The organism is Lysobacter sp. KACC 24251 (genome assembly GCF_057747755.1).
This window is the reverse complement of record NZ_CM173222.1, coordinates 764,016-787,721: the sequence shown is the minus strand read 5'-3', so window position 1 is coordinate 787,721 and position 23,706 is coordinate 764,016. Positions and strand designations below refer to the sequence as shown.

Here is a 23,706-nt window from a genome sequence, read left to right as displayed (position 1 = left end):
TCGCATCGCTGCCTCCGACTGTGGCTTTCGCGGGTTCACACCACGCATTTCCCGCTTCGCACCTCTTCCATGCGCCTCACTGCAGAGCTGCCGCCAATCTGACTTCGCCCTCAACAGGGCCGTGCGCCGCCCCCTGCCGCGCCCGCCACCCAGAACAGGCGTTCTCCGATGCGATATCCGTTGCCGTTGCTGCTCGCCGCCTTCGCCGCAATCCAGCCACTCCCCAGTCACGCGCAATTTGCCCCGCCCCTCGGCGACCGTCCTGAAGTCTCCGGCCCGCGCACGCAGATGATGACCCTCGCCACCATCCATCTCTCCAGCCACTCCAAGGACTGGCAGGCCACGTGGCTCACTCTCCTGCTCGCGCGAATCGCCAACTGGCGCCCGCAGGTGATCACGATCGAAAACCTGTCCGGGTCGCAATGCGAAATGATGCGCCACCTGTCGGGACGTTACGCCGAAACCTACGACACCTACTGCACGGACGCCACGCCGTTCCAGCGCAGCCTGAAACTGACCCAGATCGAAGCCGAGGCGCGCGCGGAGCAGCATCTGGCCAGCTGGCCGCGCACGCCAACGCCGGCCCAGCGCCGCGAACTGGCAATGCTGTTCCTGGCCGCCGGCGACTTCGGCTCTGCGATGGTCCAGTGGCTGCGCCTGCCTGCGGCAGAACGTCATGCGGGGGACACGCTCAGCGATCGCGCCGTGAAGCACCTGTCGCGCGCGTCGGGCGGCATGAACGAAAGCATCGACATCGCGGCGGAAGTCGCGGCGAGCGTCGGGCTGGATCGTCTCCATGCGGTCGACGACCACACCAGCGACGCCATCTTCAGCATGCAGGACCCGGCCTTCGAGCCGTGGCAGAAAGCGCGATACGAAGCCATCGTGCCGTCACCGCAGCTGGTCGAACAGGCTGAACTCGAAAAACGCGTGCGTGACGGTGAAAGCCTGCTCGCCTATTACCGTGTCATCAACGCCGCGCATGCCACCGACGACACAATCCAGCTGGATTTTGGCGGCGCGCTAGCCGACCCGCACCCCAAACGGTTCGGTCCTCAGTATGTCGGTTGGTGGGAAACCCGCAACCTGCGCATGGCCGCCAACATCCGAGCGGCCATCAGCCGCACGCCAGGCGTGCGAGTTCTCAACATCGTCGGCGCGTCGCACAAACCGTGGTACGACCAGTGGGCACGGCAGATGAGCGATGTCGAGGTCGTCGATGCCGCAGCCGTACTCGGGCAGTGAACTGTCGCGAACGCGCCAGTGGGGCGGGCGGCATTTGCCCCGCCAGCCTCGTGCTTGATCGATGTCCGTGCTGCGCGCCGCAACCCGGCAACCGGCATCTCCCCCCGGAAACAGAAGAGGCGGCCCAAGGCCGCCCCTTCATCAACCCTGTCGCGACGCGGCCGCGATCAGAGCAGGTGCGCCACGCCAGCGCGCTCCTCCTCGAGCTCGGCCAGGGTCTTGTCCATCGCCGCGCGGCTGAACTCGTCGACCGGCAGGCCTTCGACGCGGGTGTATTCGCCGTTGGCGCAGGTCACGGGCACGCCATAGATCACGCCTTCCGGGATGCCGTAGCTGCCGTCCGACGGCACGCCCATGGTCGCCCACTTGCCATTGGTACCCAGCACCCAGTCACGGATGTGGTCGATGGCGGCGTTGGCGGCCGACGCGGCCGAGGACAGGCCACGCGCTTCAATGATGGCCGCGCCGCGCTTGCCGACCTGCGGGATGAAGGTGTTGGCGTTCCAGTCGGCGTCGTTGATCTTGTCCTTCAGCGACTCGCCGTTGACCGTGGCGAAGCGGTAGTCGGGGTACATGGTCGGGCTGTGGTTGCCCCACACGACCAGCTTCTCGATGTCGGCGACGGCCACGCCGGCCTTGTTGGCCAGCTGCGACAGCGCGCGGTTGTGGTCCAGGCGCAGCATCGCGGTGAAGTTCTTGGCCGGCAGGTCCGGCGCCGACTTCATGGCGATGTAGGCGTTGGTGTTGGCCGGGTTGCCCACCACCAGCACCTTCACGTTGCGGCTGGCGACCTTGTTCAGCGCGGCGCCCTGGGCGGTGAAGATCTTGGCGTTCTCCAGCAGCAGGTCCTTGCGCTCCATGCCCGGGCCGCGCGGACGCGCGCCGACCAGCAAGGCGATGTCGGCGTCCTTGAATGCCACTTCCGCATCGTCGGTGCCGACCATGCCCGCCAGCAGCGGGAACGCGCAGTCTTCCAGTTCCATCATCACGCCCTTCAGCGCGGCCTGGGCCTTCTCCATCGGCAGCTCGAGCATCTGCAGGATGACGGGCTGGTCCTTGCCCAGCATCTCGCCAGAGGCGATGCGGAACAGCAGCGAGTAGCCGATCTGGCCGGCAGCACCGGTAACGGCAACGCGGACGGGGGTCTTCATGGAAGTTTCCTTGCGTAACGAAGTGAGGCGGGAAGGGTTGGGGTGGGGACGGCCAGCGCGTCAGAAAACGCGATAGCCCAAGGGGGCGAGTTTCTGTTTCAGTTCGGCGGTGTTGAATCCGTACACCACCTGCTGGCCGATGACGGTAGTGGGCACGCCGCGCGCACCCAAGGCCTGCATGGCGCGGTCGCCTTCCGGCGTATCAACGTCGAGGATGCGGTAACGCACGTTCGCAAGTTCGAATTCCTTCTGCTGCTTGCGGCAGTAACCACACCACTCGGCCGCCATCATGACGATGCGGTCATCGCCTGTCGCGATACGCGGATCGTCCGGGTGCAGGGTGGGCTCGGGATCGCCGTGGAAATGCATCCATCCGCCGATCGCCGCCAATACCACCAGCACCCAGACAATGCGCATGACCGACGCTCCGAATCAGACGAGTTCCGCGAAGAACTCCTGGAACCGCTGCAGGCCCGGCGCCAGCTGCGGCGTCGGACAGGTGTAGCTGATGCGCAGCGCGCGCGGCTCGCCGAACGCCGAGCCCGGCACGCAGGCCACGCCCTTGGCGTCCAGCAGCGCGTCGCAGAAGTCGACGTCGTTCTCGATCTTCTTGCCGGTCGGGCCGTGGGTCTTGCCGAACGCGCAGCTGATGTCCGGGAACACGTAGAACGCACCCTGCGGACGCGGGCACACCAGGCCGGGGATGGCGTTCATCACCGCCATCACCTGGTCACGCTTGCCCTGGAACTCGGCGCACTTCTGCGTCGGCACGTCCTGCGGACCGGTCAGGGCGGCGATGCCGGCGGCGTTGACCACTTCCGGCACGTTGGTGATGTGGTTGGAGTTGAGCGTGACCAGCGCCTTGGCCACGACTTCCGGCCCGACCATGAAGCCCAGGCGCCAGCCCGGCATGCCGTAGGTCTTGGACAACGAGTCGAGGAAGATCACGCGGTCGCGCAGCTCCGGACGGGCGAGCACGAAGTTGTAGTACTCCAGCCCGTCGAACAGCATGCGGTTGTAGATGTCGTCGGCGATGATCCAGGTGTCCGGATACTTCACCAGCACGTCGGACAGGGCGACGATCTCGTCCTTGGTGTACACCATGCCCGTCGGGTTGGACGGGTTGTTGAACAGGAACACCTTCGGCTTCTTCGCCATCGCCTCGTCAAGCTGCTGCGGGGTCAGCTTGTAGTTCTGGCTGGCTGGGCAAGGCAGCAGCTGGACCTTCGCGTTGACGATCTCGGCGATGTCCATGTAGCTGGTCCAGTACGGCACCGGGAAGGCGATGGTGTCGCCCTCGTCCAGCAACGCCTCGGCCAGGTTGTAGATCACGTGCTTGGCGCCGATGCCGGTCGCGCAGTTGGCGCGGGTGTAGCCGGTCAGGCCGATCTGCTCGATGTGCTTGAGCAGCGCGTCGAGCAGGGCGTCGGGACCGCGATTACTGCCGTACTGGCCGCTGTCCTTGTCGACCGCCTGGCGCGCGGCTTCGTACACATGCGGGCCGGGCAGGAAGTTCGGCACGCCGATGGAGAAGCTGATGATGTCGCGGCCTTCGGCCTTCAGGCGCTTGGCCTTCTCGGCAACGGCCATGATGGCGCTGGGCTTGGCACGTCCAATGCGCGCGGCGAGCTGGGGCATCGCGAGGAACCTCGTGGGAAGCGTGTGGGGAGGGCGGAAAGCCCGGTACAGAGCCCCGAAATGGTACCACGCGGGCCCCGCCCGGACCGGGCCGACGATGGTCTCACCCAGGGCCCGTTGCCGCTGCAACCGCCTCTCCACCCGGAGGTTGCGGGCAGATACGAAAACGCCCGCCCGGATTCGGGCGGGCGCTCGTCAGCTCGACGCTTGCCGGTGACTCAGGGGCGAGCGTTGGCGTCCAGCGTCTTGTTCCACTCGGCCACGCGATCGGCCTTGGCGGCGATCGCGGCGGCGGCATCACCTTCGATCTTCACCGAGTTGATCTTGTCGCCCTGCTTCACGCTGTCCACGATGTCCTGGCCTTCGATCACCTTGCCGAACACGGTGTGCTTGCCATCCAGCCACGGGCAGGCCACGTGGGTGATGAAGAACTGGCTGCCATTGGTCGACGGGCCGGCATTGGCCATCGACAGCACGCCACGCTCGTGGCTCAGGCCGTTGCGCGTCTCGTCCTCGAAGCGGTAGCCGGGACCGCCGCGTCCGCTGCCCTCCGGGCAACCGCCCTGAACCATGAAGTCCGCGATCACGCGGTGGAAATTCAGGCCATCGTAGTAGCCGCGCTGCGCGAGGTTGACGAAGTTGGCCACGGTCAGCGGGGCCTTATCCGCAGCCAGTTCAATGCGGATCGGGCCGCGCTCGGTGTCAAAGTGGGCAATCAGGCTCATGGCCGTCTCCTGTGGGTTGGGGTCGGGGCACTGGGCCCATCCGGCGCGAGATGGAGGCGCCGCCCCCGTCTCACAAGGGGTCGGGACCGTTCAGGTACCTACCCACGGTCGCGCCGGCGGTTCCGGTATACTGGTCCGCTTCCTTCCAAAAACAGGCGCCACCGACCGTGGTGCCCTTCCCGATGTCCATCGAACGCCTGCGCAATATCGCCATCGTCGCCCACGTCGACCACGGCAAGACCACCCTCGTCGACCAGCTGCTGAAGCAGTCGGGCACCCTGAACGAGCGCGCCATCGTCCCAGACCGCGTGATGGACAGCAATGACATCGAAAAGGAACGTGGCATCACGATCCTGTCCAAGAACACCGCGATCCGCTGGACCAACCCGAAGACGGGCGAGGACTGGCGCATCAACATCGTCGACACCCCGGGCCACGCCGACTTCGGCGGTGAGGTCGAACGCGTGCTGTCGATGGTCGACTCGGTGCTGATCCTGGTCGACGCGATGGACGGCCCGATGCCGCAGACCCGCTTCGTCACCCAGAAGGCCTTCGCGATGGGCTTCAAGCCGATCGTGGTGGTCAACAAGGTCGACCGCCCGGGCGCACGAGCGAGCTGGGTGCTGGACCAGACCTTCGACCTGTTCGACCGGCTGGGCGCCACTGACGACCAGCTCGACTTCACTACCGTCTACGCCTCGGGCCTGCAGGGCTACGCCGGCATGGACGAGAGCGTGCGCGAAGGCGACATGACCCCGCTTTTCGAAGCCATCTGCGAGCACGTGCCCGCGCCGCCAGTCGATCCGGATGGCCCGTTCCAGATGCGCGTCACCTCGCTGGACTACAACAATTACGTCGGCATCATCGGCGTGGGCCGCATCCAGCGCGGCAAGCTCAAGCCCAACCAGACCGTCACCGTGATCGACCGCGAAGGCAAGACCCGCAGCGGCAAGGTGCTGCAGGTGCTGGGCTTCATGGGCCTGGAGCGCGTCGAGGTGCAGGAAGCGCAGGCCGGCGACATCATCGCGTTCAGTGGCATCGAGGGCATCGGCATTTCCGACACGCTGTGCGATCCGGCAGCGGTGGAACAGTTGCCGGTGCTGGCCGTCGACGAGCCCACGATCTCGATGACCTTCCAGGTCAACGATTCGCCGTTCGCTGGCGTGAAGGATCGCAGCGGCGGCAAGTTCCTGACCTCGCGCCAGTTGCGTGACCGCCTGACCCGCGAGACCGCGCACAACGTGGCGCTGAAGGTCGAGGACACCCAGGACGCCGACAAGTTCAAGGTCTCCGGTCGCGGCGAGCTGCACCTGTCGATCCTGATCGAGAACATGCGCCGCGAGGGCTACGAGCTGGCCGTGTCGCGACCCGAGGTCATCATCAAGGAAATCGACGGCATCCTGCAGGAGCCGTACGAATCGCTGGTGGTCGACATGGACGAGCAGTACCAGGGCGGCGTCATGGGCCGGCTGGGCGAGCGCAAGGGCCTGCTGCAGAACATGGAGCCCGACGGCAAGGGCCGCGTGCGCCTGGACTACCTCATCCCGGCGCGGGGCCTGATCGGCTTCCAGACCGAATTCCGCACCCTCACGGCGGGCACCGGCCTGCTGTTCCACGTTTTCGACCACTACGGCCCGAAGTCCGAGGGCAGCATCGGCCAGCGCATCAACGGCGTGCTGATCTCAAATGGCACCGGTCCGTCGCCGGCCTACGCGCAGATCGCGATGCAGGAACGCGGCCGCCTCTTCATCGAGCCGGGCGAGGAGATTTACGAGGGCCAGATCGTCGGCATCAACGCCAAGGACAACGACCTCACGGTCAACGCCCTGCGCGGCAAGCAGCTGACCAACTTCCGCGCCTCGGGCAAGGACGATGACGAAGGCCTGATCCCGCCGATCAAGTTCTCGTTGGAGCAGGCGCTGGAATTCATCGACGACGACGAACTGGTCGAAGTCACGCCGAGGCAGATCCGCCTGCGCAAGAAGTTCCGCACCGAGAACGATCGCAAGCGCGCCTCGCGCGCTGCCTGAGTCCGGCACTCGTCCCCACGTTGGAGACGCAGTCGCACTACAACCCGGATCCGCATGCGCATCCGGGATTGCACGCCATCGCCGTCTTCGAGGCGGCCAAGGGCCTGATCGCCCTGCTGGCCGGCGCGGGCCTCGCCTGGGCCGGGCCGTCCGCGCTGCAACACGCCCTGGACGGCGCTGCAATCAAGCTGCACCTCAATCCCTCCCACGGACCGGTCGCCTCGCTGTTGCGAGGCATCAACCCCGAATCGCTGGGGGTGGCCATTGCCGTCACCCTCGCCTACGCCGTGATGCGCTTCATCGAGGCGTGGGGGCTGTGGCGGGCCAGGGCATGGGGCTCCTGGCTGGGCTGCCTCGGTGCTGCTGTCTACCTGCCCTTCGAGCTTTACGCGCTCCTTACCCACCCCGGCTGGCTGGAAGCCGGCGTGCTGGTCATCAACCTGCTGGTGGTCTGGGTACTGGGCCGCGATTTGGCCAAGCGCCATCGGTAACGGCACCGCCAACCCACACGTATCGGGTGCACCCCCTCAGCGGCCGACCCAGGCCCGCCGAGTGTGGACGCGTTCGCTCCGTCAGTTGACCGCGGTCGCACTCTGGACACGCACTCCTTCCCCGCCCCCCCGGTAACGCTATTCTCGGCGGGCAAATCTGCGAAAGGGGAATCGCAATGCGACTGCTCGTCCTGGCTGCGCTGGTCGCCGCCACGGTGGCCTGCGACCGCGCGTCCATGCCTAGCCTGTCCTTCAGCGACACTGACAAAGCCGATGCGGCCGTGCCGGCCGGCGACGACTTTGCCTACGCCGAGGCCGATGTCGCCAGCCTGCAGGCACGCATGTCGCGTGGCGAACTGAGCAGCCGGGCGCTGACCCAGGCCTACCTCGACCGTATTGCCGCGATCGACGATGCAGGCCCGAAGCTCAACGCCGTCATCGAGACCAACCCGCTCGCCTTGCAGGAGGCGGAGACACGCGATGCCGAACGCCGCGCCGGGCGCGTTCGCGGGCCGCTGCATGGCATCCCCGTGCTGGTCAAGGACAACATCGACGCCACGCCCATGGCCAACTCGGCCGGTTCCCTGGTACTGGCTGATCACCAGCCCAAGGCGGATGCGTACCTGGTGCGCCGCCTGCGCGATGCGGGTGCGGTGATCCTGGGCAAGACCAACCTCAGCGAGTGGGCCAACTTCCGCTCGAACCAGTCCACCTCCGGCTGGAGCAGCCGCGGCGGACTGACCCGCAACCCGTACGTCCTCGACCGTAATGCGTGCGGCTCCAGCTCCGGCACCGGCGTGGCAGTTGCTGCCAACTTGGCCGCGCTTGGCGTCGGCACCGAGACCGACGGCAGCATCATTTGTCCGTCAGCCGTGAACGGCTTGGTGGGCATCAAACCCACCGTGGGCCTGATCAGCCGCACCGGCATCATTCCGATCTCACGGACGCAGGATACGGCCGGGCCGATGGCACGCACGGTCGCCGATGCCGCCGCACTGCTGTCGGTTATGGTTGGCCGTGACGATCGCGATCCGATTACCGCCGACAGCGCCGGGCGTGCGGTCTTCGACTACGAGGCGCGGCTGCGGCCGGACGCGCTGCGGGGCGCGCGCCTTGGCGTGGTCCGCCAGGCCATGGGTTACCACGTCGCTACTGATGCCGCCATGGAGCGTGCGATCGCCAACATGCGCAAGGCCGGCGCCCAAGTGGTGGATGTGACCGTGCCGACCTGGGGCCAATGGAATGACGCCGAGCTCCAGGTTTTGCTCTATGAGTTCAAGGCAGGCGTGGAGCACTACCTGCTCAACAGTGGCGCGCCGGTAACCACGCTGACCCACGTCATCGACTACAACCAGCGGCACCACCAGACCACGATGCCCTACTTTGGCCAAGACCTGCTGCAGCAGGCGCAGGCCAAGGGCTCGCTCGGCGATCCGGCGTACCTGTCCGCAAGAGCGGACGCCCGCCGCCTGGCCCGCGTCGAAGGCCTCGACGCCACCCTGGCAGCCCATGGACTGGACGCGCTCATCGCTCCAGCCACATCGCCCGCCTGGCGCACCGATCTCGCCCAAGGGGATCGTTTCCTGGGGGCCGGCTACGGAATGGCGGCGGTGGCGGGTACGCCGAGCGTGACGGTGCCCATGGGCGACGTGAAAGGCCTGCCGGTCGGCGTCGTCTTCATGGGCCCGGCGTGGAGTGAGCCACGGCTTCTGGGGTTCGCCTATAGCTTCGAACAGGCCACCAAGGCCCGCAAAGCGCCGCGTTTCGTCGCCAGCATCGGGTCGGATCCCGCGCCTGCGCGGGCGGCCACGGCGGTCGACAATGGCGCAATCGCGAACATCGCCCCGATGGGCGTCGCCGCTGCAACAACCACTGCAGCGGGCGCAGCTCCCCGAGGTACCCAGTCCGCTGCGACCACCGCGCCGCAGACAAGCCCCGCGGCGGCGACTGCCAGCACGGCGGCTACGAAAACGCTACCGCCCGCGAGCCCCGTGCGTCCGCGCCCCCGGCCCACCACCCTGTCCGGCGCGTCCACCGACCAGCCCCGCTGATCCCGTACGCACACGGACAAAAGGCCGCGGGTCACCCGCGGCCTTTTTTGCTGGCACCGACCCGGACCCGTGCAGGTCCGCGTTCCCGGCAACTCACACCGGCGCGGAAATCTGCTCCTGCTTGCGCACGATCAGCATCGCCACTTCCAGTGCCTGCTCGTAGTTGAGGCGCGGGTCGACGGTCGAATGGTAGGCGCGCTCCAGGTCGCTCTCGGTCAACTCGCGGGCGCCACCCAGACACTCGGTGACATCTTCGCCCGTGAGCTCCAGATGTACACCGCCCAGACGCGTGCCAGCGGCCGCATGCAGGTCCAGCGACAGCTCCAGCTCACTGCGGATGTTGCGGAAGCGCCGGGTCTTGTATCCGTTGGTGGTGCTCTCGGTATTGCCGTGCATCGGATCGCAGATCCAGAGCACGCGGCGCCCGTCGCGGCGCATGGCCTCCAGCAGCGGCGGCAACTTCTCGGCGATCTGCGCCGCGCCCATCCGGTGGATGAAGGTCAAGCGACCCGGCTCGTCCTCCGGATTCAGCACGTCGATCGCGCGCAGCAGCTGGTCCGGCGTGACCGAAGGTCCAACCTTGATCGCAATCGGGTTGCGGATGCCGCGGAAGTACTCCACGTGCGCTCCGTCCACCGCCGCCGTGCGCATGCCGATCCACGGAAAATGCGTGCTGAGGTTGAACCAGCCCCAATGGCGCGGCACCTGCCGGGTCTGCGACTCCTCGTACGGGAGCAGCAACGCCTCGTGCGAGGTGTAGAAATCCACCCGGTTGAGGTTGTGCACCTGCGAACCGGACAGGGTCTCCATGAAGCGCACCGCGTCGCCGATGCCATTCACCATCCGACGGTACTCGTCGGCAAGCGGCGAGTGGCCGACCCAGCTCAGGTTCCAGTATTCAGGGTGGTGCAGGTCGGCGAAACCGCCGTCGATCAGCGACCGGACGAAGTTCATCGTCATCGCCGAACGCGCGTGGCCCTTGATCATCCGGCGCGGGTCCGGAACGCGGGCTTCAGCGGTGAACGCCGGCGCATTGACCAGGTCGCCACGGTAGCTGGGCAGGGTCACTCCATCGATGGTCTCGGTGTCCGACGAGCGCGGCTTGGCGTACTGGCCAGCGAACCGGCCCACGCGCACCACGGGCTTGCGCAGGCCGTGCACCAGCACCAGGCTCATCTGCAGCAACACCTTCAACCGGTTGGAGATGACCTCAGACGAGCACGAGGCAAACGTCTCGGCGCAATCGCCGCCCTGCAGCAGGAAACGTTTGCCTTCCTGCGCGTCGGCAATCTGCTGCTTCAGCGCCAGGATCTCCCATGAGGTCACCAGCGGCGGCAGCGTTCGCAACTCCACCAAGGCCTCCTCCAGCGCCTCCGCATCCGGATACTGCGGCAGCTGGAGCGCCGGATAGGCGCGCCAGGACGATGGCGTCCACTCGCTGGGCAGGTTCACGGATTGCAGGTTGCGGGGGGTATTGGACATGGCATTCACGACGGTTGTTGCGGAGCAGCAACCCATCATCCGCCCGGTCCCGATGGGCTGCAACCGTTACGTGGGCAACCTTGGACTGGAGTTCAACTGCGCCGGAACGCGGCGAACATGGCCCACGCCCCGAGCAGCACGAACCACACCAGACTCCACCAAGGCATCGACAGGCCCAAGAAGGTCCAGTCGATGTCGCCGCAATTGCCGGTCGCCGTCATCACCTTGCGGATGACGTCGGTGGTGGACATCGTCTCGCGCATGAACGACAGCGGCACGCCGCAACTCGCAGTGGGCGATGGGAACACCTGGATCCATACGTGCCGTGCGGCGATTGCAATGCCAACAAGGGCCGCGAGCCCCGCGAGTACGCCATAGGCGCGACGTCCACCAGCGCCTCGCGGCCCATGCAGGCCGCCCAGCAGGAACACCAGGCCCAGCCCGGCGAACGCCAGGCGTTGGAAGATGCAGAGATTGCAGGGCTCCAGCCCATCGTGGAGCTGCAGGTAGATCGCGTACGCGAGCAGACCCACACAGGCAACGAAACCGAGCAGGAATTGCGTGCGGAACGAGCCGCGCAGTAGGGCATTCATCATGACGATGAGCTTACCGGCTACGCCGGGCGCTGCGAAGTGCACAACGCCAAAACGCAGAAACCCCGGCGCAGGGCCGGGGCTTCGTGCGAGCCGGGGCGTCTCCGCCACCGGCACGAATCTGCAGCCGGATTACTCCGCTGCGGCCGGACGGTCGACCAGCTCGACGTAGGCCATCGGCGCATTGTCGCCGGCACGGAAGCCGCACTTCAGGATGCGGGTGTAGCCGCCGTTACGCTCGACGTAACGCGGGCCGAGCGTGGTGAACAGCGTGCCCACGGCTTCCTTGTCGCGCAGGCGCGAGAAGGCGAGGCGGCGATTGGCAACGCCGTCAACCTTGGCCAGGGTGATCAGCGGCTCGGCAACGCGGCGCAGTTCCTTGGCCTTCGGCAGGGTGGTGCGGATCAGGCCGTGCTTGATCAGCGAAGCGGCCATGTTGGTGAACATCGCATCGCGGTGGGCGCTGGTGCGGTTGAACTTGCGGCCCGACTTCTGGTGGCGCATGGGTAAGATTCCTTATCGAATGCTGTGACTGTTGAACTTCGCTGTCGCCATCCCGGCGTTGCTGCTTGGACTGCGGTTGGTCCGTGCCGGCCCTCCGTGACCGGACATGCCGCAGGCCTTTGGGCCCGTCGGCAGTGGTACTGCGGTGTTGCAATGCACCCCCGCCATGCTGGCGGGGGTGCACGTTACTGCTGTAATCAGCCCATCATCCCGTGCGAGGCAATGCCCGCCGGCGGCCAGTTCTCGAGCTTCATGCCGAGCGAAAGACCGCGCTGCGCGAGGACTTCCTTGATCTCCGTGAGCGACTTCTTGCCCAGGTTCGGGGTCTTGAGCAGCTCGACCTCGGTCTTCTGGATCAGATCGCCGACGTAGTAGATGCTCTCGGCCTTCAGGCAGTTGGCCGAACGCACGGTCAGCTCGAGGTCGTCGATCGGGCGCAGCAGGATCGGGTCGACACCGGCCGCGGCCGGCTTCTGGGTGCCCGGACCACGCTGGGTGAAATCACCGAACACGGACAGCTGGTCGGTGATGATCTCTGCGGCGGTGCGGATGGCTTCCTCGGCGTCGATCGTGCCGTTGGTCTCGATGTCGAGCACCAGCTTGTCGAGGTCGGTACGCTGCTCCACGCGGGCCGCTTCCACGGCATACGCGACGCGGCGGACCGGCGAGAAGCTGGCGTCCAGCATCAGGCGACCCAGGGTTCGGGTCTCCTCGTCCGGACGACGACGTGCGGCGGCCGGCTGGTAGCCGAACCCACGCTCGATCTTCAGGCGCATGTTGAGTGCCGTGTCCTTGGTCAGGTGGCAAATCACATGTTCCGGGTTGAGGATCTCGACGTTGTGGTCGGTCTTGATGTCACCGGCGGTGACGATGCCCGGGCCCTGCTTGGACAGGGACAGGGTCGACGCATCGCCCGTGTGCATGCGGATCGCGACGTCCTTGAGGTTCAGCAGAACCTCCAGCACGTCCTCTTCCAGACCTTCCACGGTGGTGTACTCGTGCAGCACGCCGTCGATCTCGACTTCGGTGATCGCGAAGCCCGGGATGGACGACAGCAGCACGCGGCGCAGCGCATTGCCGAGGGTGTGGCCGTAGCCACGCTCCAACGGCTCGATCACGACCTTGGCACGGTTGCCCGTGAGGCGTTCGATCTGGGGACCGCGGGGGCGCAGAACCTGGTTTGCGGTTACCGTCATTGGGTGGTGTCTCCTGCGGTTCCCCCGGCGGGGGCCGGGGGATTCAAAGTCATTACTTCGAGTACAGCTCGACGATCAGCGCTTCGTTGATGTCGGCCGGCAGGTCAGCGCGGTCCGGGACGGCCTTGAAGACGCCCGCGAACTTCTTGCTGTCCACCTCGACCCACGACGGCGACAGATCCATCTGCTGCGCCACGGCCAGGGATTCCTGCACGCGAAGCTGCTTCTGGGCGCGCTCGGAGAGCGCGATCGCGTCGCCGGCCTTGACCTGGTAAGACGGCAGGTTCACCGACTTGCCGTTGACCGTCACGCCACGGTGCGAGACCAGCTGGCGAGCGGCCGGACGGGTCACCGCGAAGCCCATGCGGTAAACGACGTTGTCCAGGCGGGTCTCGAGCATCTGCAACAGGTTTTCACCCGTGTTGCCCTTCTTGTTCGAGGCCTTCTTGTAGTAGTTGCGGAACTGGCGCTCCAGCAGACCGTAGATACGCTTGACCTTCTGCTTTTCACGCAGCTGGGTGGCGTAGTCCGACAGCTTGCCCTTGCGGGCAGTCGGACCGTGCTGGCCGGGCTTCTGCTCCAGCTTGCACTTCGAGTCCAGGGCGCGGACGGGCGACTTCAGCGAGAGGTCGGCGCCTTCGCGGCGGGAGAGCTTACACTTGGGACCAATATAACGTGCCATGTCTCTTCAGCTCCTCAGACGCGGCGCTTTTTCGGCGGACGGCAGCCGTTGTGCGGAATCGGCGTGACGTCGATGATGTTGGCGATCTTGTAGCCGACGTTGTTCAGCGAACGAACGGCGGACTCACGACCCGGACCCGGGCCCTTGATACGCACTTCAAGCGTCTTCAGGCCGTAGTCAAGGGCGGCACGACCGGCCTTCTCGGCAGCAACCTGGGCCGCGAACGGAGTCGACTTGCGGGAGCCGCGGAAACCGGCGCCACCCGAGGTCGCCCAGCTCAGCGCGTTGCCCTGGCGGTCGGTGATCGTGATGATGGTGTTGTTGAAAGAAGCGTGGACGTGGGCGATGCCGTCGGTGACGACGCGCTTGATCTTCTTCTTGGTCTTGGCAGCAGCAGGCTTGGCCATGATCTATACCCCTTACTTCTTGATGGCCTTGCGCGGACCCTTGCGGGTACGGGCATTGGTCCGGGTACGCTGGCCACGCAGCGGCAGGCCGCGGCGGTGACGCAGGCCGCGATAGCAACCCAGGTCCATCAGACGCTTGATGGCCATGCCGACTTCGCGGCGCAGGTCGCCTTCGACCACGAACTTGCCGACCTCGGCGCGCAGGCGCTCGACTTCGGGCTCGGACAGGTCACGGATCTTGGTGGTCGAAGTCACGCCTGCGGCATCGCAGAGCTGCTTCGAACGGGTACGGCCAATGCCGTAAATACTTTGCAGCCCGACCCAGACGTGCTTCTGGGCAGGCAGGTTGACGCCAGCAATACGCGCCATAACGCGATCTCCAACTTGGTTTGGCGGTCGGATGAGTCCATCCGACGGAGTGAATCGACAAGTTTATCAAGGTCTCGGGTCAATAGGAAGCCCTGCGGGGCCCAAGGGCACCGCAGGAACTCCGGCATGGGGAGTGTGCCCATGCTCCGGCGAAGAGGTGGAACTGTCTGGGAGAGGCTGTCTCACCCCTCTCCCGACCCCCCGCGCTACTCTGGCGCAGGGACCGGTTCCAACTCACTCGTGCGCGAGACCGCCGCCCGAGTCGCCCTTCTTGTCGTCAATCCGCCGCTGGTGCGGAGACGCCAAACAACTTTCTCAGCCGCGCGGTAAACCGCGCGAACCGCCCTTCAGGTTGGCCTTCTTCAACAGGCTCTCGTACTGGTGCGACATCAGGTGCGCCTGGATCTGCGCAATGAAGTCCATTACCACCACCACCACGATCAGCAGAGAGGTGCCGCCGAAGTAGAACGAGGTGCCCATCTGGCTGCGCATCACTTCCGGCAGCAGGCAGACTACCACCAGATAGATCGCACCGGCCGCGGTCAGGCGGGTCAGCACCCCATCGATGTAGTCCGCCGTCGCCTTGCCGGGACGGATGCCGGGGATCAGCGCGCCCGACTTCTTCAGGTTATCCGCGGTTTCCTGGGAATTGAACACCAGAGCGGTATAGAAGAAGGCAAAGCCGGTGATCAACGCGGCGTACAGCACCATGTGCAACGGCTCGCCCGGATTCAGCATGTTGCTGAGCTTGAGCAGCCATGCGTTGGAGCTCCCCTGGGCGAACCAGGTCGCGGCCGTCGCGGGGAACATCACGATGCTCGAGGCGAAGATGGCCGGGATGACACCCGACATGTTCAGCTTAAGCGGCAGGAACGACGACTGGTTCATGTACGCGTTGCGGCCACCCTGGCGGCGCGCGTAATTGACCGTGATTCGACGTTGGCCGCGCTCGACGAACACCACCAGATAGGTGAAGACCAGCACGATTGCAACCACCAGGATCGCGACCACCGGGCTCATGTCGCCGTTGCGGATCTGCTCGAACATGCCGATCAGCGCGGAGGGCAGGCCCGCCACGATGCCGGCGAAGATGATCAGCGATACACCGTTGCCGATGCCGCGCTCCGTCACCTGCTCACCCAACCACATCAGGAACATCGTGCCTGCAGTCAGCGCGATGACAGCCGTGAGGACGAAGCCCGGGCCGGGGTTGTACACCACCGGAATGCCCTGGCTCGCACCGCCGGCCTGTAGTGCGGTCGCGATACCCCACGCCTGGAACACGGCGAGCGGGATCGCACCCATGCGTGACCACTGGTTGATCCGCTTGCGGCCCGACTCGCCTTCCTTCTGGATGGCCTTCAGGCTCGGCACGATCTGGGTCAGAAGCTGGACGATGATCGACGCCGAGATGTACGGCATCACGTTCAACGCCAACAGGCTGAAACGCTCGAGCGCACCACCGGAGAACATGTTGAACATGTCCACGATGGTGCCCTGCTGGGTTTCCATCAGGCGAAGCATCGCCTCGGGATTGACGCCCGGCACCGGGATGTAGCAACCGATGCGGTAGACGATCAGAGCGCCGATTACAAACAACAGACGTTGGCGGAGCTCGGTGAACTTACCGAGCCCGCCACCCACGCCGGCCATCGCGTTGCCGCTCCGCGCCATGCGTCGCTTACTCCCCGACCTTGCCGCCAGCCGCTTCGACAGCGGCCTTGGCACCGGCGGTGGCCAGCAGACCCTTCAGCACGAAGGCCTTGGTCAGCTCACCCTTCTTCACGATCTTGGCCTGCTTGGCGGTGCTCGGCACCAGCTTGGCAGCGCGCAGCGCGGCGAAGTCGACCTCGCCGGCCTCCAGCTTGTCCAGCTGGTACAGCAGCACTTCGGCCGTGTCGTTCTTCAGCTTGGAGCGGAAGCCGACCTTCGGCAGGCGCATGTACATGGGCATCTGGCCGCCTTCGAAGCCAGCCTTGATCTTGCCCTTGCCCGCGCGAGCAAACGAACCCTTGTGGCCGCGGCCGGCAGTCTTGCCCAGGCCCGAACCGATACCGCGACCGACACGGGTGCGCTCCTTGCGGGCGCCGTCGGCGGGTTGCAGAGTGTTGAGACGCATGATGATTACTCCTCCACGCGAACGAGGTAGTGGAGCTGGTTGATCAGTCCGCGAACCTGCGGGCTGTCCTTGAGCTCACGGACGCTATTCAGCTTGCCGAGACCCAACGCCTTCACCGACAGGCGGTGACGCGACTGGGTACCACGCAGGCCCTTGACCAGGCGCACCTTGATGGTGCCGGTCGCTGCTTCGTTCTTAGCCATTGATCAGATCCTCCACCTTCTTGCCGCGCTTGGCCGCGATCTGCGACGGCGAGTGCATGTCGGTCAGGCCCTTGATGGTGGCGCGAACCAGGTTGATCGGGTTGCGCGAACCGACGGCCTTGGCCAGCACGTTCTTCACGCCAACCGCTTCCAGCACGGCGCGCATCGCACCGCCGGCGATCACGCCGGTACCTTCGGATGCCGGCTGCATGAACACGCGGGCCGCGCCGTGGCCGGACTTCACCGCATGCCACAGGGTGCCGTTGTTCAGATCGACATTGTTCATCGCCTTGCGGGCGTACTCCATCGACTTCTGGATGGCGACCGGCACTTCACGCGCCTTGCCGTAGCCAAAGCCGACCTTGCCGTTGCCATCGCCCACCACCGTCAGCGCGGTGAAGGTGAACTGGCGACCGCCCTTGACGGTCTTGCTGACGCGGTTGACCGCGATCAGCTTCTCGATCATGCCGTCGTCGATTTCTTCGCGGTTACGGTCGCGATCACGACCCCGCGGTGCACGCTCATCTGCCATTTCTGAATTCTCTGTAGTTGAAGGATTTGCGGCTTCGCCGCTTATGGTTGTGGGTACATCGGGCGTCCCACGCCACCGGCAATCCGGATGGCGCGTCCGACGGAAGGCCCCGTCGGCGGCAAATCTTGTCGCGTGCAGGAGGCGTGGGGGCGATGCCCCACGCCTTCAAGCATCAGAACTGCAGACCACCTTCACGGGCAGCATCGGCAAGCGCCTTGATGCGACCATGGTAACGGTAGCCCGAGCGGTCAAAGGCGACCTTCTCGATGCCTGCGGCCTTGGCACGCTCGGCAACCATGCGACCCACCTTGGCGGCGGCGTCGGCGTTCTTGCCGTTCTTCAGGCCTTCCTTGACGTCGGCTTGCACGGTCGAGGCCGAAGCCAGGACCTTGGAACCGTCGGCGGTGAAGACCTGGGCGTACAGGTGCTGGCCGGTGCGCAGCACCGACAGGCGCGGCACGCCGAGTTCGCGGATGTGTGCACGGGTCGACTTGGCGCGACGCAGGCGGGCAATGTTCTTGTTCATGCTCTTGTCTCCAGAAGCTGAAAGCCGATTAGGCCTTCTTGGCTTCCTTGCGGATGATGACTTCGCCGGCGTACTTCACGCCCTTGCCCTTGTACGGCTCCGGCGGACGGAAACCGCGGATCTTGGCGGCAACCTCGCCCACGCGCTGCTTGTCAGCGCCCGAGACCACGACTTCCGTCTGGGTCGGGGTGGCGATGGTGATGCCTTCCGGCGCCGGGAACAGGATCGGATGCGAGAAACCCAGCGACAGGTTCAGGTCCTTGCCCTGCATGGCGGCACGGTAACCGACGCCCACCAGCTCGAGCTTGCGCTCGAAGCCTTCAGACACGCCCTTCACCATGTTGGCGAGGATGGCGCGCAGGGTGCCGGTCAGCGGGATCAGCGCGGCATCCTCGGTCGTGAACACGGCGTGGCCGTCTTCAATCTTCAGCTCGATCGCGGCAGGCTTGGCGATCGACAGGGTGCCTTTCGGGCCCTTGGCGGCGATCGAATCGGCCTGGATGGTCAGTTCAACGCCCTTCGGCAGGGCGACGGGCTTCTTGGCAACGCGGGACATGGTTCAGTTCTCCCTTAAGCCACGAAGCACAGGACTTCACCGCCGACGCCCTGCTGGCGCGCCTGCGCATCGGTCATGATGCCCTTCGAGGTGGAAATGATGGCAACGCCGAGGCCGCCCAGGACCTTCGGCAGATCGCTCTTTCCGCGGTACTGACGCAGGCCCGAGCGGGAGTAGCGCTGGAGGCGCTCGATCACCGGCTTGCCTTCGAAGTACTTCAACACGACTTCCAGTTCGGCCTTGGCGCCGTCCTGGGTCACGCGGAAGTCGGCGATGTAGCCCTCGTTCTTCAGAACGGTGGCAATCGCGGCCTTGATCTTGGACGACGGCATCTTCACCGTCTGCTTCCGAACAGCGGCCGCATTCTTGATGCGAACCAGCATGTCGGCGATGGGATCAGTCATGCTCATGGATGTTTCCTTATGAGTGCACCGATATCCGCGGTATGCGAATTCAGTTGTAACAACGAGTTCCCCGCCCGGAGGCGGGGAACTCGCAATAGTACAAGAACCAGCCGGGGTTTACCAGCTGGCCTTGCGCAGGCCCGGGACGTCGCCACGCATGGTGGCTTCGCGGAGCTTGTTGCGGCCCAGGCCGAACTTGGAGTAGACGGCACGCGGGCGACCGGTCAGCGCACAACGGGTGCGCTGGCGGCACGGGGACGAATCGCGCGGCAGCTTCTGCAGCTTGGTCGCGGCGTCCATCTTGTCCTCGTAAGAGGCGGTCGGGCTGGAGATGATCTTCTTCAGCGCTTCGCGCTTCTCGCCGTGCTGCTTGGCAAGCTTGGCCCGCTTGATCTCGCGGTTGACCATGGAGGTCTTGGCCATTGTGTCAGTCCTCGAGTATCAGTTACGGAACGGGAAACGGAAGGCTTCGAGCAGCGCCTTTGCTTCGGCATCGGTCTTCGCGGTCGTGGTGATCGCGATGTCCATGCCGCGGATCGCGTCGACGGCGTCGAAGTCGATTTCCGGGAAGATGATCTGTTCCTTGACGCCCATGTTGTAGTTACCACGGCCGTCGAACGCGCGACCAGACACGCCGCGGAAGTCGCGGACGCGCGGCAGCGAGATGTTGATCAGGCGGTCGAGGAACTCGAACATCTTGGCGCGACGCAGGGTCACCTTGCAGCCGATCGGCCAACCGTCGCGGATCTTGAACGACGCGACCGAGACGCGGGTCTTGGTCACCAGCGGCTTCTGACCCGAAATCTTGGTCATGTCGGCCACGGCGTTCTCGAGCACCTTCTTGTTGGTCGCCGCTTCGCCCACGCCCATGTTGAGCGTGACCTTGACGAGGCGCGGCACTTCCATCGGGTTCTTGTAGCCGAACTTCTTCGTCAGCTGCGGAACCACTTCTTCCTGGTAGAACTTTTCAAGCCGGGTGATCATTTATGCATTCCTCAGGCGTCAACCGCCTCACCGCTGGAGCGGAACACACGCAGTTTGCGTCCATCCTCCAGCACCTTGAAACCGACGCGCTCACCCTTGCCAGTGGCAGGATTGAAGAGCATCACGTTGGAAATGTGGATCGGCGCTTCGCGCTCGACCACGCCGCCCGGCTGGCCAGCCTGCGGATTCGGCTTGGTGTGGCGCTTGATGATGTTGATGTTGGACACGACGACCTTGTCGCCGGCCACGCGCACCACATCACCCTTCTTGCCCTTGTCCTTGCCGGAGATGACGACGACCTGGTCGCCCTTGCGGATACGGTTCATTCTCTATTCCTCCGCTCAGAGCACTTCAGGTGCCAACGAGACGATCTTCATGAACTTCTCGGAGCGCAGCTCGCGTGTCACTGGCCCGAAGATACGGGTGCCGATCGGCTCCTGCTTGTTGTTCAGCAGCACGGCCGCGTTGCCATCGAAACGGATCAGCGAGCCGTCCGGACGACGCACGCCCTTGCGGGTGCGGACCACGACGGCGTCGTAGACGTCGCCCTTCTTGACCTTGCCGCGCGGGATCGCGTCCTTGACGGTGACCTTGATGATGTCGCCAATCGCGGCGTAACGGCGCTTGGAGCCGCCGAGCACCTTGATGCACATCACTTCCTTGGCACCGGAATTGTCGGCCACGTCGAGGTAGCTTTGCATCTGGATCATGGTTAGCTCTCCTCTTACTCGGCGGCGCGGCTGACGATCTCAACCACGCTCCAGTTCTTGGTCTTGGACATCGGCGCAATCTCCTTCACGCGCACGACATCGCCTTCCTTGCAGGCGTTGTCGGCGTCGTGGGCGTGGAGCTTGGTCGAGCGACGGATGTACTTGCCGTACAGCGCGTGCTTGACCTGGCGCTCGACGAGCACGGTGACGGTCTTGTCCATCTTGTTGCTGACAACCCGGCCTTCAACCGTGCGCAGCGCCTTCTCTGTATTGTTGTCGGTCATGGCTTGGGTCCTTACTTCTTATCGCCCAGCAGCATGTTCACGCGAGCGATCTCGCGGCGCACACGGCGGACGTCATGGGTCTTGGCGAGCTGGCCAGTCGCCTTCTGCATACGCAGGGCGAACTGCTCCTTCTGGAGGTCCAGCAGATGGGACTTCAGCTCGTCCGCCGACTTCACGCGCAATTGCTTGAGTTCCATTAGCGCACCGTACGGGTAACGAAAGTGGTGGTCACCGACAGCTTGGCAGCGGCCAGGCGGAACGCCTCGCGTGCCACTTCCTCGCTGACGCCCTCGATCTCATAGATCATGCGGCCGGGCTGGATGAGGGCCACCCAGTACTCGACGTTGCCCTTACCGGAGCCCATTCGGACTTCGATCGGCTTCTTGGTGATCGGCTTGTCGGGGAACACGCGGATCCACATCTTGCCGCCACGCTTGACGTAACGGCTGATGGAACGGCGTGCAGCCTCGATCTGGCGCGCGGTCAGCTGACCGTGCGCGGTCGCCTTCAGGCCGAACTCGCCGAAGCTGACGGCGTTACCGCTCCAGCTCAGGCCTTCGTTGCGGCCCTTGTGTACCTTGCGGTACTTGGTTCGCTTGGGTTGCAACATGATGGATTACCTCGCTTCGCGGGCCGGACGGGCCGGACGGTCGTTGCGATCACGACGGTCGCCACGGTCACCGCGCTCAGCGCGCGGAGCGGCGTCGTCCTGCTTTTCCTGGCCAACCTGGGAGAAATCGAAGATCTCGCCCTTGTAGACCCACGTCTTGATGCCGATGATGCCGTAGGTCGTCTTGGCTTCAGCGAAGCCATAGTCGATGTCGGCACGCAGGGTGTGCAGCGGCACGCGGCCTTCGCGGTACCACTCCGAACGGGCGATTTCCGCACCGTTGAGGCGGCCAGCGACGTTGACCTTGATGCCCAGCGCGCCCAGGCGCATCGCATTGCCGACCGCGCGCTTCATCGCGCGACGGAACATGATGCGACGCTCCAGCTGCTGCGCGATCGACTCCGAGACCAGCTGCGCGTCGAGCTCCGGCTTGCGGACCTCGGTCACGTTGATGTGCGCCGGAACGCCCATCACCTGCGACACTTCCTTGCGCAGCTTCTCGATGTCCTCGCCACGCTTGCCGATCACCACGCCCGGGCGGGCGGTGTGGATCGTGACGCGGGCGTTGTTGGCCGGACGCTCGATGAAGATCTTCGAGATGCCAGCCTGCGCCAGCTTCTTGCGAAGCATCTCGCGGACCTTCAGGTCAGCAGCCAGGAACTCGGCGTACTGCTTCTTGTTGGCAAACCACTTGGAATTCCAGTCCTTGGCAATGCCCAGGCGGATGCCAGTCGGATGAACTTTGTGACCCATTGTCTGACTCCGCCTTACTTGCCCGCGCCCACGACCACAGTAATGTGGCTGGTGCGCTTGAGGATGCGGGTGCCGCGGCCCTTCGCTCGCGCCATGAAGCGCTTAAGCGTCGGACCCTCGTCCACCATGATGGTCTTGACCTTGAGCTCGTCGATGTCAGCGCCCTGGTTGTTCTCGGCGTTGGCGATGGCGGACTCCACGACCTTGCGGATCATGTGGGCAGCCTTCTTGTCCGAGAACTTCAGCAGGTTGACGGCGCGTTCAGCCGACAGGCCACGAACCTGGTCAGCGACCAGACGGGCCTTCTGCGGGGAGATGCGCGCGGTGCGCAGGATGGCTTTCGCTTCCATGGTCATCTCCTTACCTCGACTTCTTGTCGCCGCCATGACCCTTGAACGTACGGGTCAGGGCGAACTCGCCGAGCTTGTGGCCAACCATGTTCTCGTTGACAAGCACGGGGATGTGGTTCTTGCCGTTGTGCACGGCAATCGTGAAACCGATCATCTCGGGGAGGATCGTCGAGCGACGCGACCAGGTCTTGATCGGCTTCTTGTTGTTGCCCGCGGTCTCCACCTTCTTGGCGAGGTGGTGATCGATGAACGGGCCCTTCTTGAGTGAACGTGCCATGGCCGATTAGCTCCTACGATCGCGCACGATGAACTGCTGGGTGCGCTTGTTCTTACGGGTCTTGTAACCCTTGGTCGGGACACCCCACGGGGTGACCGGGTGCGGGTTACCCTGACCGGCCTTGGCCTCACCACCGCCGTGCGGGTGATCGACCGGGTTCATGGCCGCACCGCGGACGGTCGGCTTGACGCCGCGCCAACGCTTCGCACCGGCCTTGCCCAGCTTCTCGAGGCTGTGCTCGTCGTTGCCGACTTCGCCGATGGTGGCGCAGCAGTCGACCGGCACCTTGCGCATTTCGCCGGAGCGGAGGCGCAGGGTGGCATAGCCGTGCTCGCGCGCGACCAGGTAGACGCCGGCACCGGCCGCACGGGCCAGCTGCGCGCCCTTGCCCGGCTTCATCTCGACGCAGTGCACCGTGGTGCCCACCGGGATGTTGCTCAGCGGCAGGGTGTTGCCGGTACGGATGGGAGCATCACGGCCCGCAATCACCTGGTCGCCGGCCTTCAGGCCCTTCGGCGAGATGATGTAACGACGCTCGCCGTCCACGTAGCACAGCAGTGCGATGTGCGCGGTGCGGTTCGGATCGTACTCGACGCGCTCGACGCGGGCGGGGATGCCGACCTTGTCGCGCTTGAAGTCGATGATGCGGTAGTGCTGCTTGCTGCCACCGCCGATGTGGCGGGTGGTGATGCGGCCATAGTTGTTGCGGCCACCGGTCTTGTTCTGCTTCTCAAGGAGCGGCGCGTGCGGCGCACCCTTGTGCAGGTCCGGCGTCACCACGCGGACCGCGCTGCGGCGGCCGGGCGAAGTGGGCTTGAAAGTCATCAATGCCAT

Annotated in this window: 32 protein-coding genes and 1 pseudogene; 4 read left to right on the top strand and 29 right to left on the bottom strand. The window is 65.1% G+C overall.

The window, feature by feature from the left end; genetic code table 11:
- Positions 1–186 precede the first annotated feature (186 nt).
- Entirely contained in the window at positions 187–1,245 is a 1,059-nt protein-coding gene (locus AC3ARF_RS03710) for a DUF5694 domain-containing protein (RefSeq protein ID WP_498930383.1), read from the top strand.
- A gap of 167 nt (positions 1,246–1,412) precedes the next feature.
- Here the strand turns inward: AC3ARF_RS03710 and AC3ARF_RS03705 are convergent, their stop codons facing one another.
- The 4 genes from AC3ARF_RS03705 to AC3ARF_RS03690 form a co-directional block, all read right to left on the bottom strand.
- Positions 1,413–2,396, bottom strand: a complete 984-nt coding sequence (locus AC3ARF_RS03705) for a malate dehydrogenase (protein ID WP_498930382.1) — start codon at positions 2,394–2,396, stop codon at positions 1,413–1,415.
- A 60-nt stretch (positions 2,397–2,456) separates the two neighbouring features.
- Positions 2,457–2,813 (bottom strand): glutaredoxin family protein, encoded by a 357-nt coding sequence (locus AC3ARF_RS03700; RefSeq protein WP_498930379.1) that lies wholly within the window; start codon positions 2,811–2,813, stop codon positions 2,457–2,459.
- Between the two features lie 15 nt (positions 2,814–2,828).
- On the bottom strand, positions 2,829–4,034 hold the full coding sequence (locus AC3ARF_RS03695; protein ID WP_498930377.1) for a pyridoxal phosphate-dependent aminotransferase: 1,206 nt from the start codon (positions 4,032–4,034) through the stop codon (positions 2,829–2,831).
- Positions 4,035–4,252: 218 nt separating this feature from the next.
- Positions 4,253–4,759, bottom strand: coding sequence for a peptidylprolyl isomerase (locus AC3ARF_RS03690; RefSeq protein ID WP_498930375.1), 507 nt, complete (start codon positions 4,757–4,759; stop codon positions 4,253–4,255).
- Between the two features lie 182 nt (positions 4,760–4,941).
- Between AC3ARF_RS03690 and typA the strand changes: the two genes are divergently transcribed.
- The 3 genes and pseudogenes from typA to AC3ARF_RS03675 all read left to right on the top strand — a co-directional run.
- Positions 4,942–6,789 carry a translational GTPase TypA gene (gene typA, locus AC3ARF_RS03685; RefSeq protein WP_498930373.1) on the top strand — a complete coding sequence of 616 codons (1,848 nt, stop codon included), beginning with the start codon at positions 4,942–4,944 and terminating at the stop codon, positions 6,787–6,789.
- Between the two features lie 68 nt (positions 6,790–6,857).
- The gene (locus AC3ARF_RS03680; RefSeq protein WP_498930371.1) at positions 6,858–7,280 is read left to right on the top strand and encodes a DUF2127 domain-containing protein; all 423 of its coding nucleotides are present in this window, start codon (positions 6,858–6,860) and stop codon (positions 7,278–7,280) included.
- Positions 7,281–7,456: 176 nt separating this feature from the next.
- Positions 7,457–9,088: pseudogene (locus AC3ARF_RS03675) on the top strand (amidase); the annotation flags it as partial.
- 336 nt (positions 9,089–9,424) lie between these two features.
- Here AC3ARF_RS03675 and AC3ARF_RS03670 read toward each other — a convergent pair.
- From AC3ARF_RS03670 to rplB, 25 genes are all read right to left on the bottom strand, one after another.
- Positions 9,425–10,813, bottom strand: coding sequence for a class II 3-deoxy-7-phosphoheptulonate synthase (locus tag AC3ARF_RS03670; RefSeq protein WP_498930369.1), 1,389 nt, complete (start codon positions 10,811–10,813; stop codon positions 9,425–9,427).
- 92 nt (positions 10,814–10,905) lie between these two features.
- Entirely contained in the window at positions 10,906–11,406 is a 501-nt protein-coding gene (locus AC3ARF_RS03665) for a disulfide bond formation protein B (RefSeq protein WP_498930367.1), read from the bottom strand.
- 132 nt (positions 11,407–11,538) lie between these two features.
- Entirely contained in the window at positions 11,539–11,910 is a 372-nt protein-coding gene (gene rplQ / locus AC3ARF_RS03660) for a 50S ribosomal protein L17 (protein WP_498930365.1), read from the bottom strand.
- A gap of 197 nt (positions 11,911–12,107) precedes the next feature.
- Positions 12,108–13,106, bottom strand: a complete 999-nt coding sequence (locus AC3ARF_RS03655; RefSeq protein ID WP_498930363.1) for a DNA-directed RNA polymerase subunit alpha — start codon at positions 13,104–13,106, stop codon at positions 12,108–12,110.
- A 52-nt stretch (positions 13,107–13,158) separates the two neighbouring features.
- On the bottom strand, positions 13,159–13,788 hold the full coding sequence (gene rpsD, locus AC3ARF_RS03650; protein WP_498930361.1) for a 30S ribosomal protein S4: 630 nt from the start codon (positions 13,786–13,788) through the stop codon (positions 13,159–13,161).
- Positions 13,789–13,802: 14 nt separating this feature from the next.
- Positions 13,803–14,195, bottom strand: a complete 393-nt coding sequence (rpsK, locus tag AC3ARF_RS03645; RefSeq protein WP_498930359.1) for a 30S ribosomal protein S11 — start codon at positions 14,193–14,195, stop codon at positions 13,803–13,805.
- A 12-nt stretch (positions 14,196–14,207) separates the two neighbouring features.
- Positions 14,208–14,564, bottom strand: coding sequence for a 30S ribosomal protein S13 (rpsM, locus tag AC3ARF_RS03640; protein ID WP_498930357.1), 357 nt, complete (start codon positions 14,562–14,564; stop codon positions 14,208–14,210).
- A 315-nt stretch (positions 14,565–14,879) separates the two neighbouring features.
- The gene (secY, locus tag AC3ARF_RS03635) at positions 14,880–16,238 is read right to left on the bottom strand and encodes a preprotein translocase subunit SecY (protein WP_498930355.1); all 1,359 of its coding nucleotides are present in this window, start codon (positions 16,236–16,238) and stop codon (positions 14,880–14,882) included.
- Positions 16,239–16,245: 7 nt separating this feature from the next.
- On the bottom strand, positions 16,246–16,689 hold the full coding sequence (gene rplO / locus AC3ARF_RS03630) for a 50S ribosomal protein L15 (protein WP_498931742.1): 444 nt from the start codon (positions 16,687–16,689) through the stop codon (positions 16,246–16,248).
- Positions 16,689–16,886 carry a 50S ribosomal protein L30 gene (gene rpmD, locus AC3ARF_RS03625; RefSeq protein WP_498930354.1) on the bottom strand — a complete coding sequence of 66 codons (198 nt, stop codon included), beginning with the start codon at positions 16,884–16,886 and terminating at the stop codon, positions 16,689–16,691. The genes rplO and rpmD overlap by 1 nt, the downstream gene beginning before the upstream one ends.
- Complete coding sequence (rpsE, locus tag AC3ARF_RS03620; RefSeq protein ID WP_498930352.1) at positions 16,879–17,418, bottom strand: 30S ribosomal protein S5; 540 nt, start codon at positions 17,416–17,418, stop codon at positions 16,879–16,881. The genes rpmD and rpsE overlap by 8 nt, the downstream gene beginning before the upstream one ends.
- Positions 17,419–17,590: 172 nt before the next feature.
- The gene (gene rplR / locus AC3ARF_RS03615) at positions 17,591–17,944 is read right to left on the bottom strand and encodes a 50S ribosomal protein L18 (protein ID WP_036137835.1); all 354 of its coding nucleotides are present in this window, start codon (positions 17,942–17,944) and stop codon (positions 17,591–17,593) included.
- A gap of 28 nt (positions 17,945–17,972) precedes the next feature.
- On the bottom strand, positions 17,973–18,500 hold the full coding sequence (gene rplF / locus AC3ARF_RS03610) for a 50S ribosomal protein L6 (RefSeq protein ID WP_498930350.1): 528 nt from the start codon (positions 18,498–18,500) through the stop codon (positions 17,973–17,975).
- A 14-nt stretch (positions 18,501–18,514) separates the two neighbouring features.
- Entirely contained in the window at positions 18,515–18,910 is a 396-nt protein-coding gene (gene rpsH, locus AC3ARF_RS03605; protein WP_498930348.1) for a 30S ribosomal protein S8, read from the bottom strand.
- Positions 18,911–19,021: 111 nt separating this feature from the next.
- The gene (gene rpsN, locus AC3ARF_RS03600) at positions 19,022–19,327 is read right to left on the bottom strand and encodes a 30S ribosomal protein S14 (RefSeq protein ID WP_036137844.1); all 306 of its coding nucleotides are present in this window, start codon (positions 19,325–19,327) and stop codon (positions 19,022–19,024) included.
- A gap of 18 nt (positions 19,328–19,345) precedes the next feature.
- Positions 19,346–19,888 (bottom strand): 50S ribosomal protein L5, encoded by a 543-nt coding sequence (gene rplE, locus AC3ARF_RS03595; RefSeq protein ID WP_498930346.1) that lies wholly within the window; start codon positions 19,886–19,888, stop codon positions 19,346–19,348.
- A gap of 11 nt (positions 19,889–19,899) precedes the next feature.
- A complete protein-coding gene (gene rplX, locus AC3ARF_RS03590; protein ID WP_036137850.1) occupies positions 19,900–20,214 on the bottom strand; it encodes a 50S ribosomal protein L24 in 315 nt (104 codons plus the stop codon).
- Positions 20,215–20,229: 15 nt separating this feature from the next.
- Positions 20,230–20,598 (bottom strand): 50S ribosomal protein L14, encoded by a 369-nt coding sequence (rplN, locus tag AC3ARF_RS03585; RefSeq protein WP_036137852.1) that lies wholly within the window; start codon positions 20,596–20,598, stop codon positions 20,230–20,232.
- Between the two features lie 14 nt (positions 20,599–20,612).
- On the bottom strand, positions 20,613–20,882 hold the full coding sequence (gene rpsQ, locus AC3ARF_RS03580) for a 30S ribosomal protein S17 (RefSeq protein WP_119719434.1): 270 nt from the start codon (positions 20,880–20,882) through the stop codon (positions 20,613–20,615).
- A gap of 11 nt (positions 20,883–20,893) precedes the next feature.
- A complete protein-coding gene (rpmC, locus tag AC3ARF_RS03575) occupies positions 20,894–21,079 on the bottom strand; it encodes a 50S ribosomal protein L29 (protein ID WP_498930343.1) in 186 nt (61 codons plus the stop codon).
- A complete protein-coding gene (gene rplP, locus AC3ARF_RS03570) occupies positions 21,079–21,492 on the bottom strand; it encodes a 50S ribosomal protein L16 (protein ID WP_498930341.1) in 414 nt (137 codons plus the stop codon). Before rplP ends, rpmC begins: the two co-directional genes overlap by 1 nt.
- A gap of 6 nt (positions 21,493–21,498) precedes the next feature.
- Positions 21,499–22,245, bottom strand: a complete 747-nt coding sequence (rpsC, locus tag AC3ARF_RS03565) for a 30S ribosomal protein S3 (protein ID WP_498930339.1) — start codon at positions 22,243–22,245, stop codon at positions 21,499–21,501.
- A 14-nt stretch (positions 22,246–22,259) separates the two neighbouring features.
- A complete protein-coding gene (gene rplV, locus AC3ARF_RS03560; RefSeq protein ID WP_036137913.1) occupies positions 22,260–22,595 on the bottom strand; it encodes a 50S ribosomal protein L22 in 336 nt (111 codons plus the stop codon).
- A gap of 10 nt (positions 22,596–22,605) precedes the next feature.
- The gene (rpsS, locus tag AC3ARF_RS03555) at positions 22,606–22,872 is read right to left on the bottom strand and encodes a 30S ribosomal protein S19 (RefSeq protein WP_036137865.1); all 267 of its coding nucleotides are present in this window, start codon (positions 22,870–22,872) and stop codon (positions 22,606–22,608) included.
- 6 nt (positions 22,873–22,878) lie between these two features.
- Entirely contained in the window at positions 22,879–23,706 is an 828-nt protein-coding gene (gene rplB, locus AC3ARF_RS03550; RefSeq protein ID WP_498930336.1) for a 50S ribosomal protein L2, read from the bottom strand.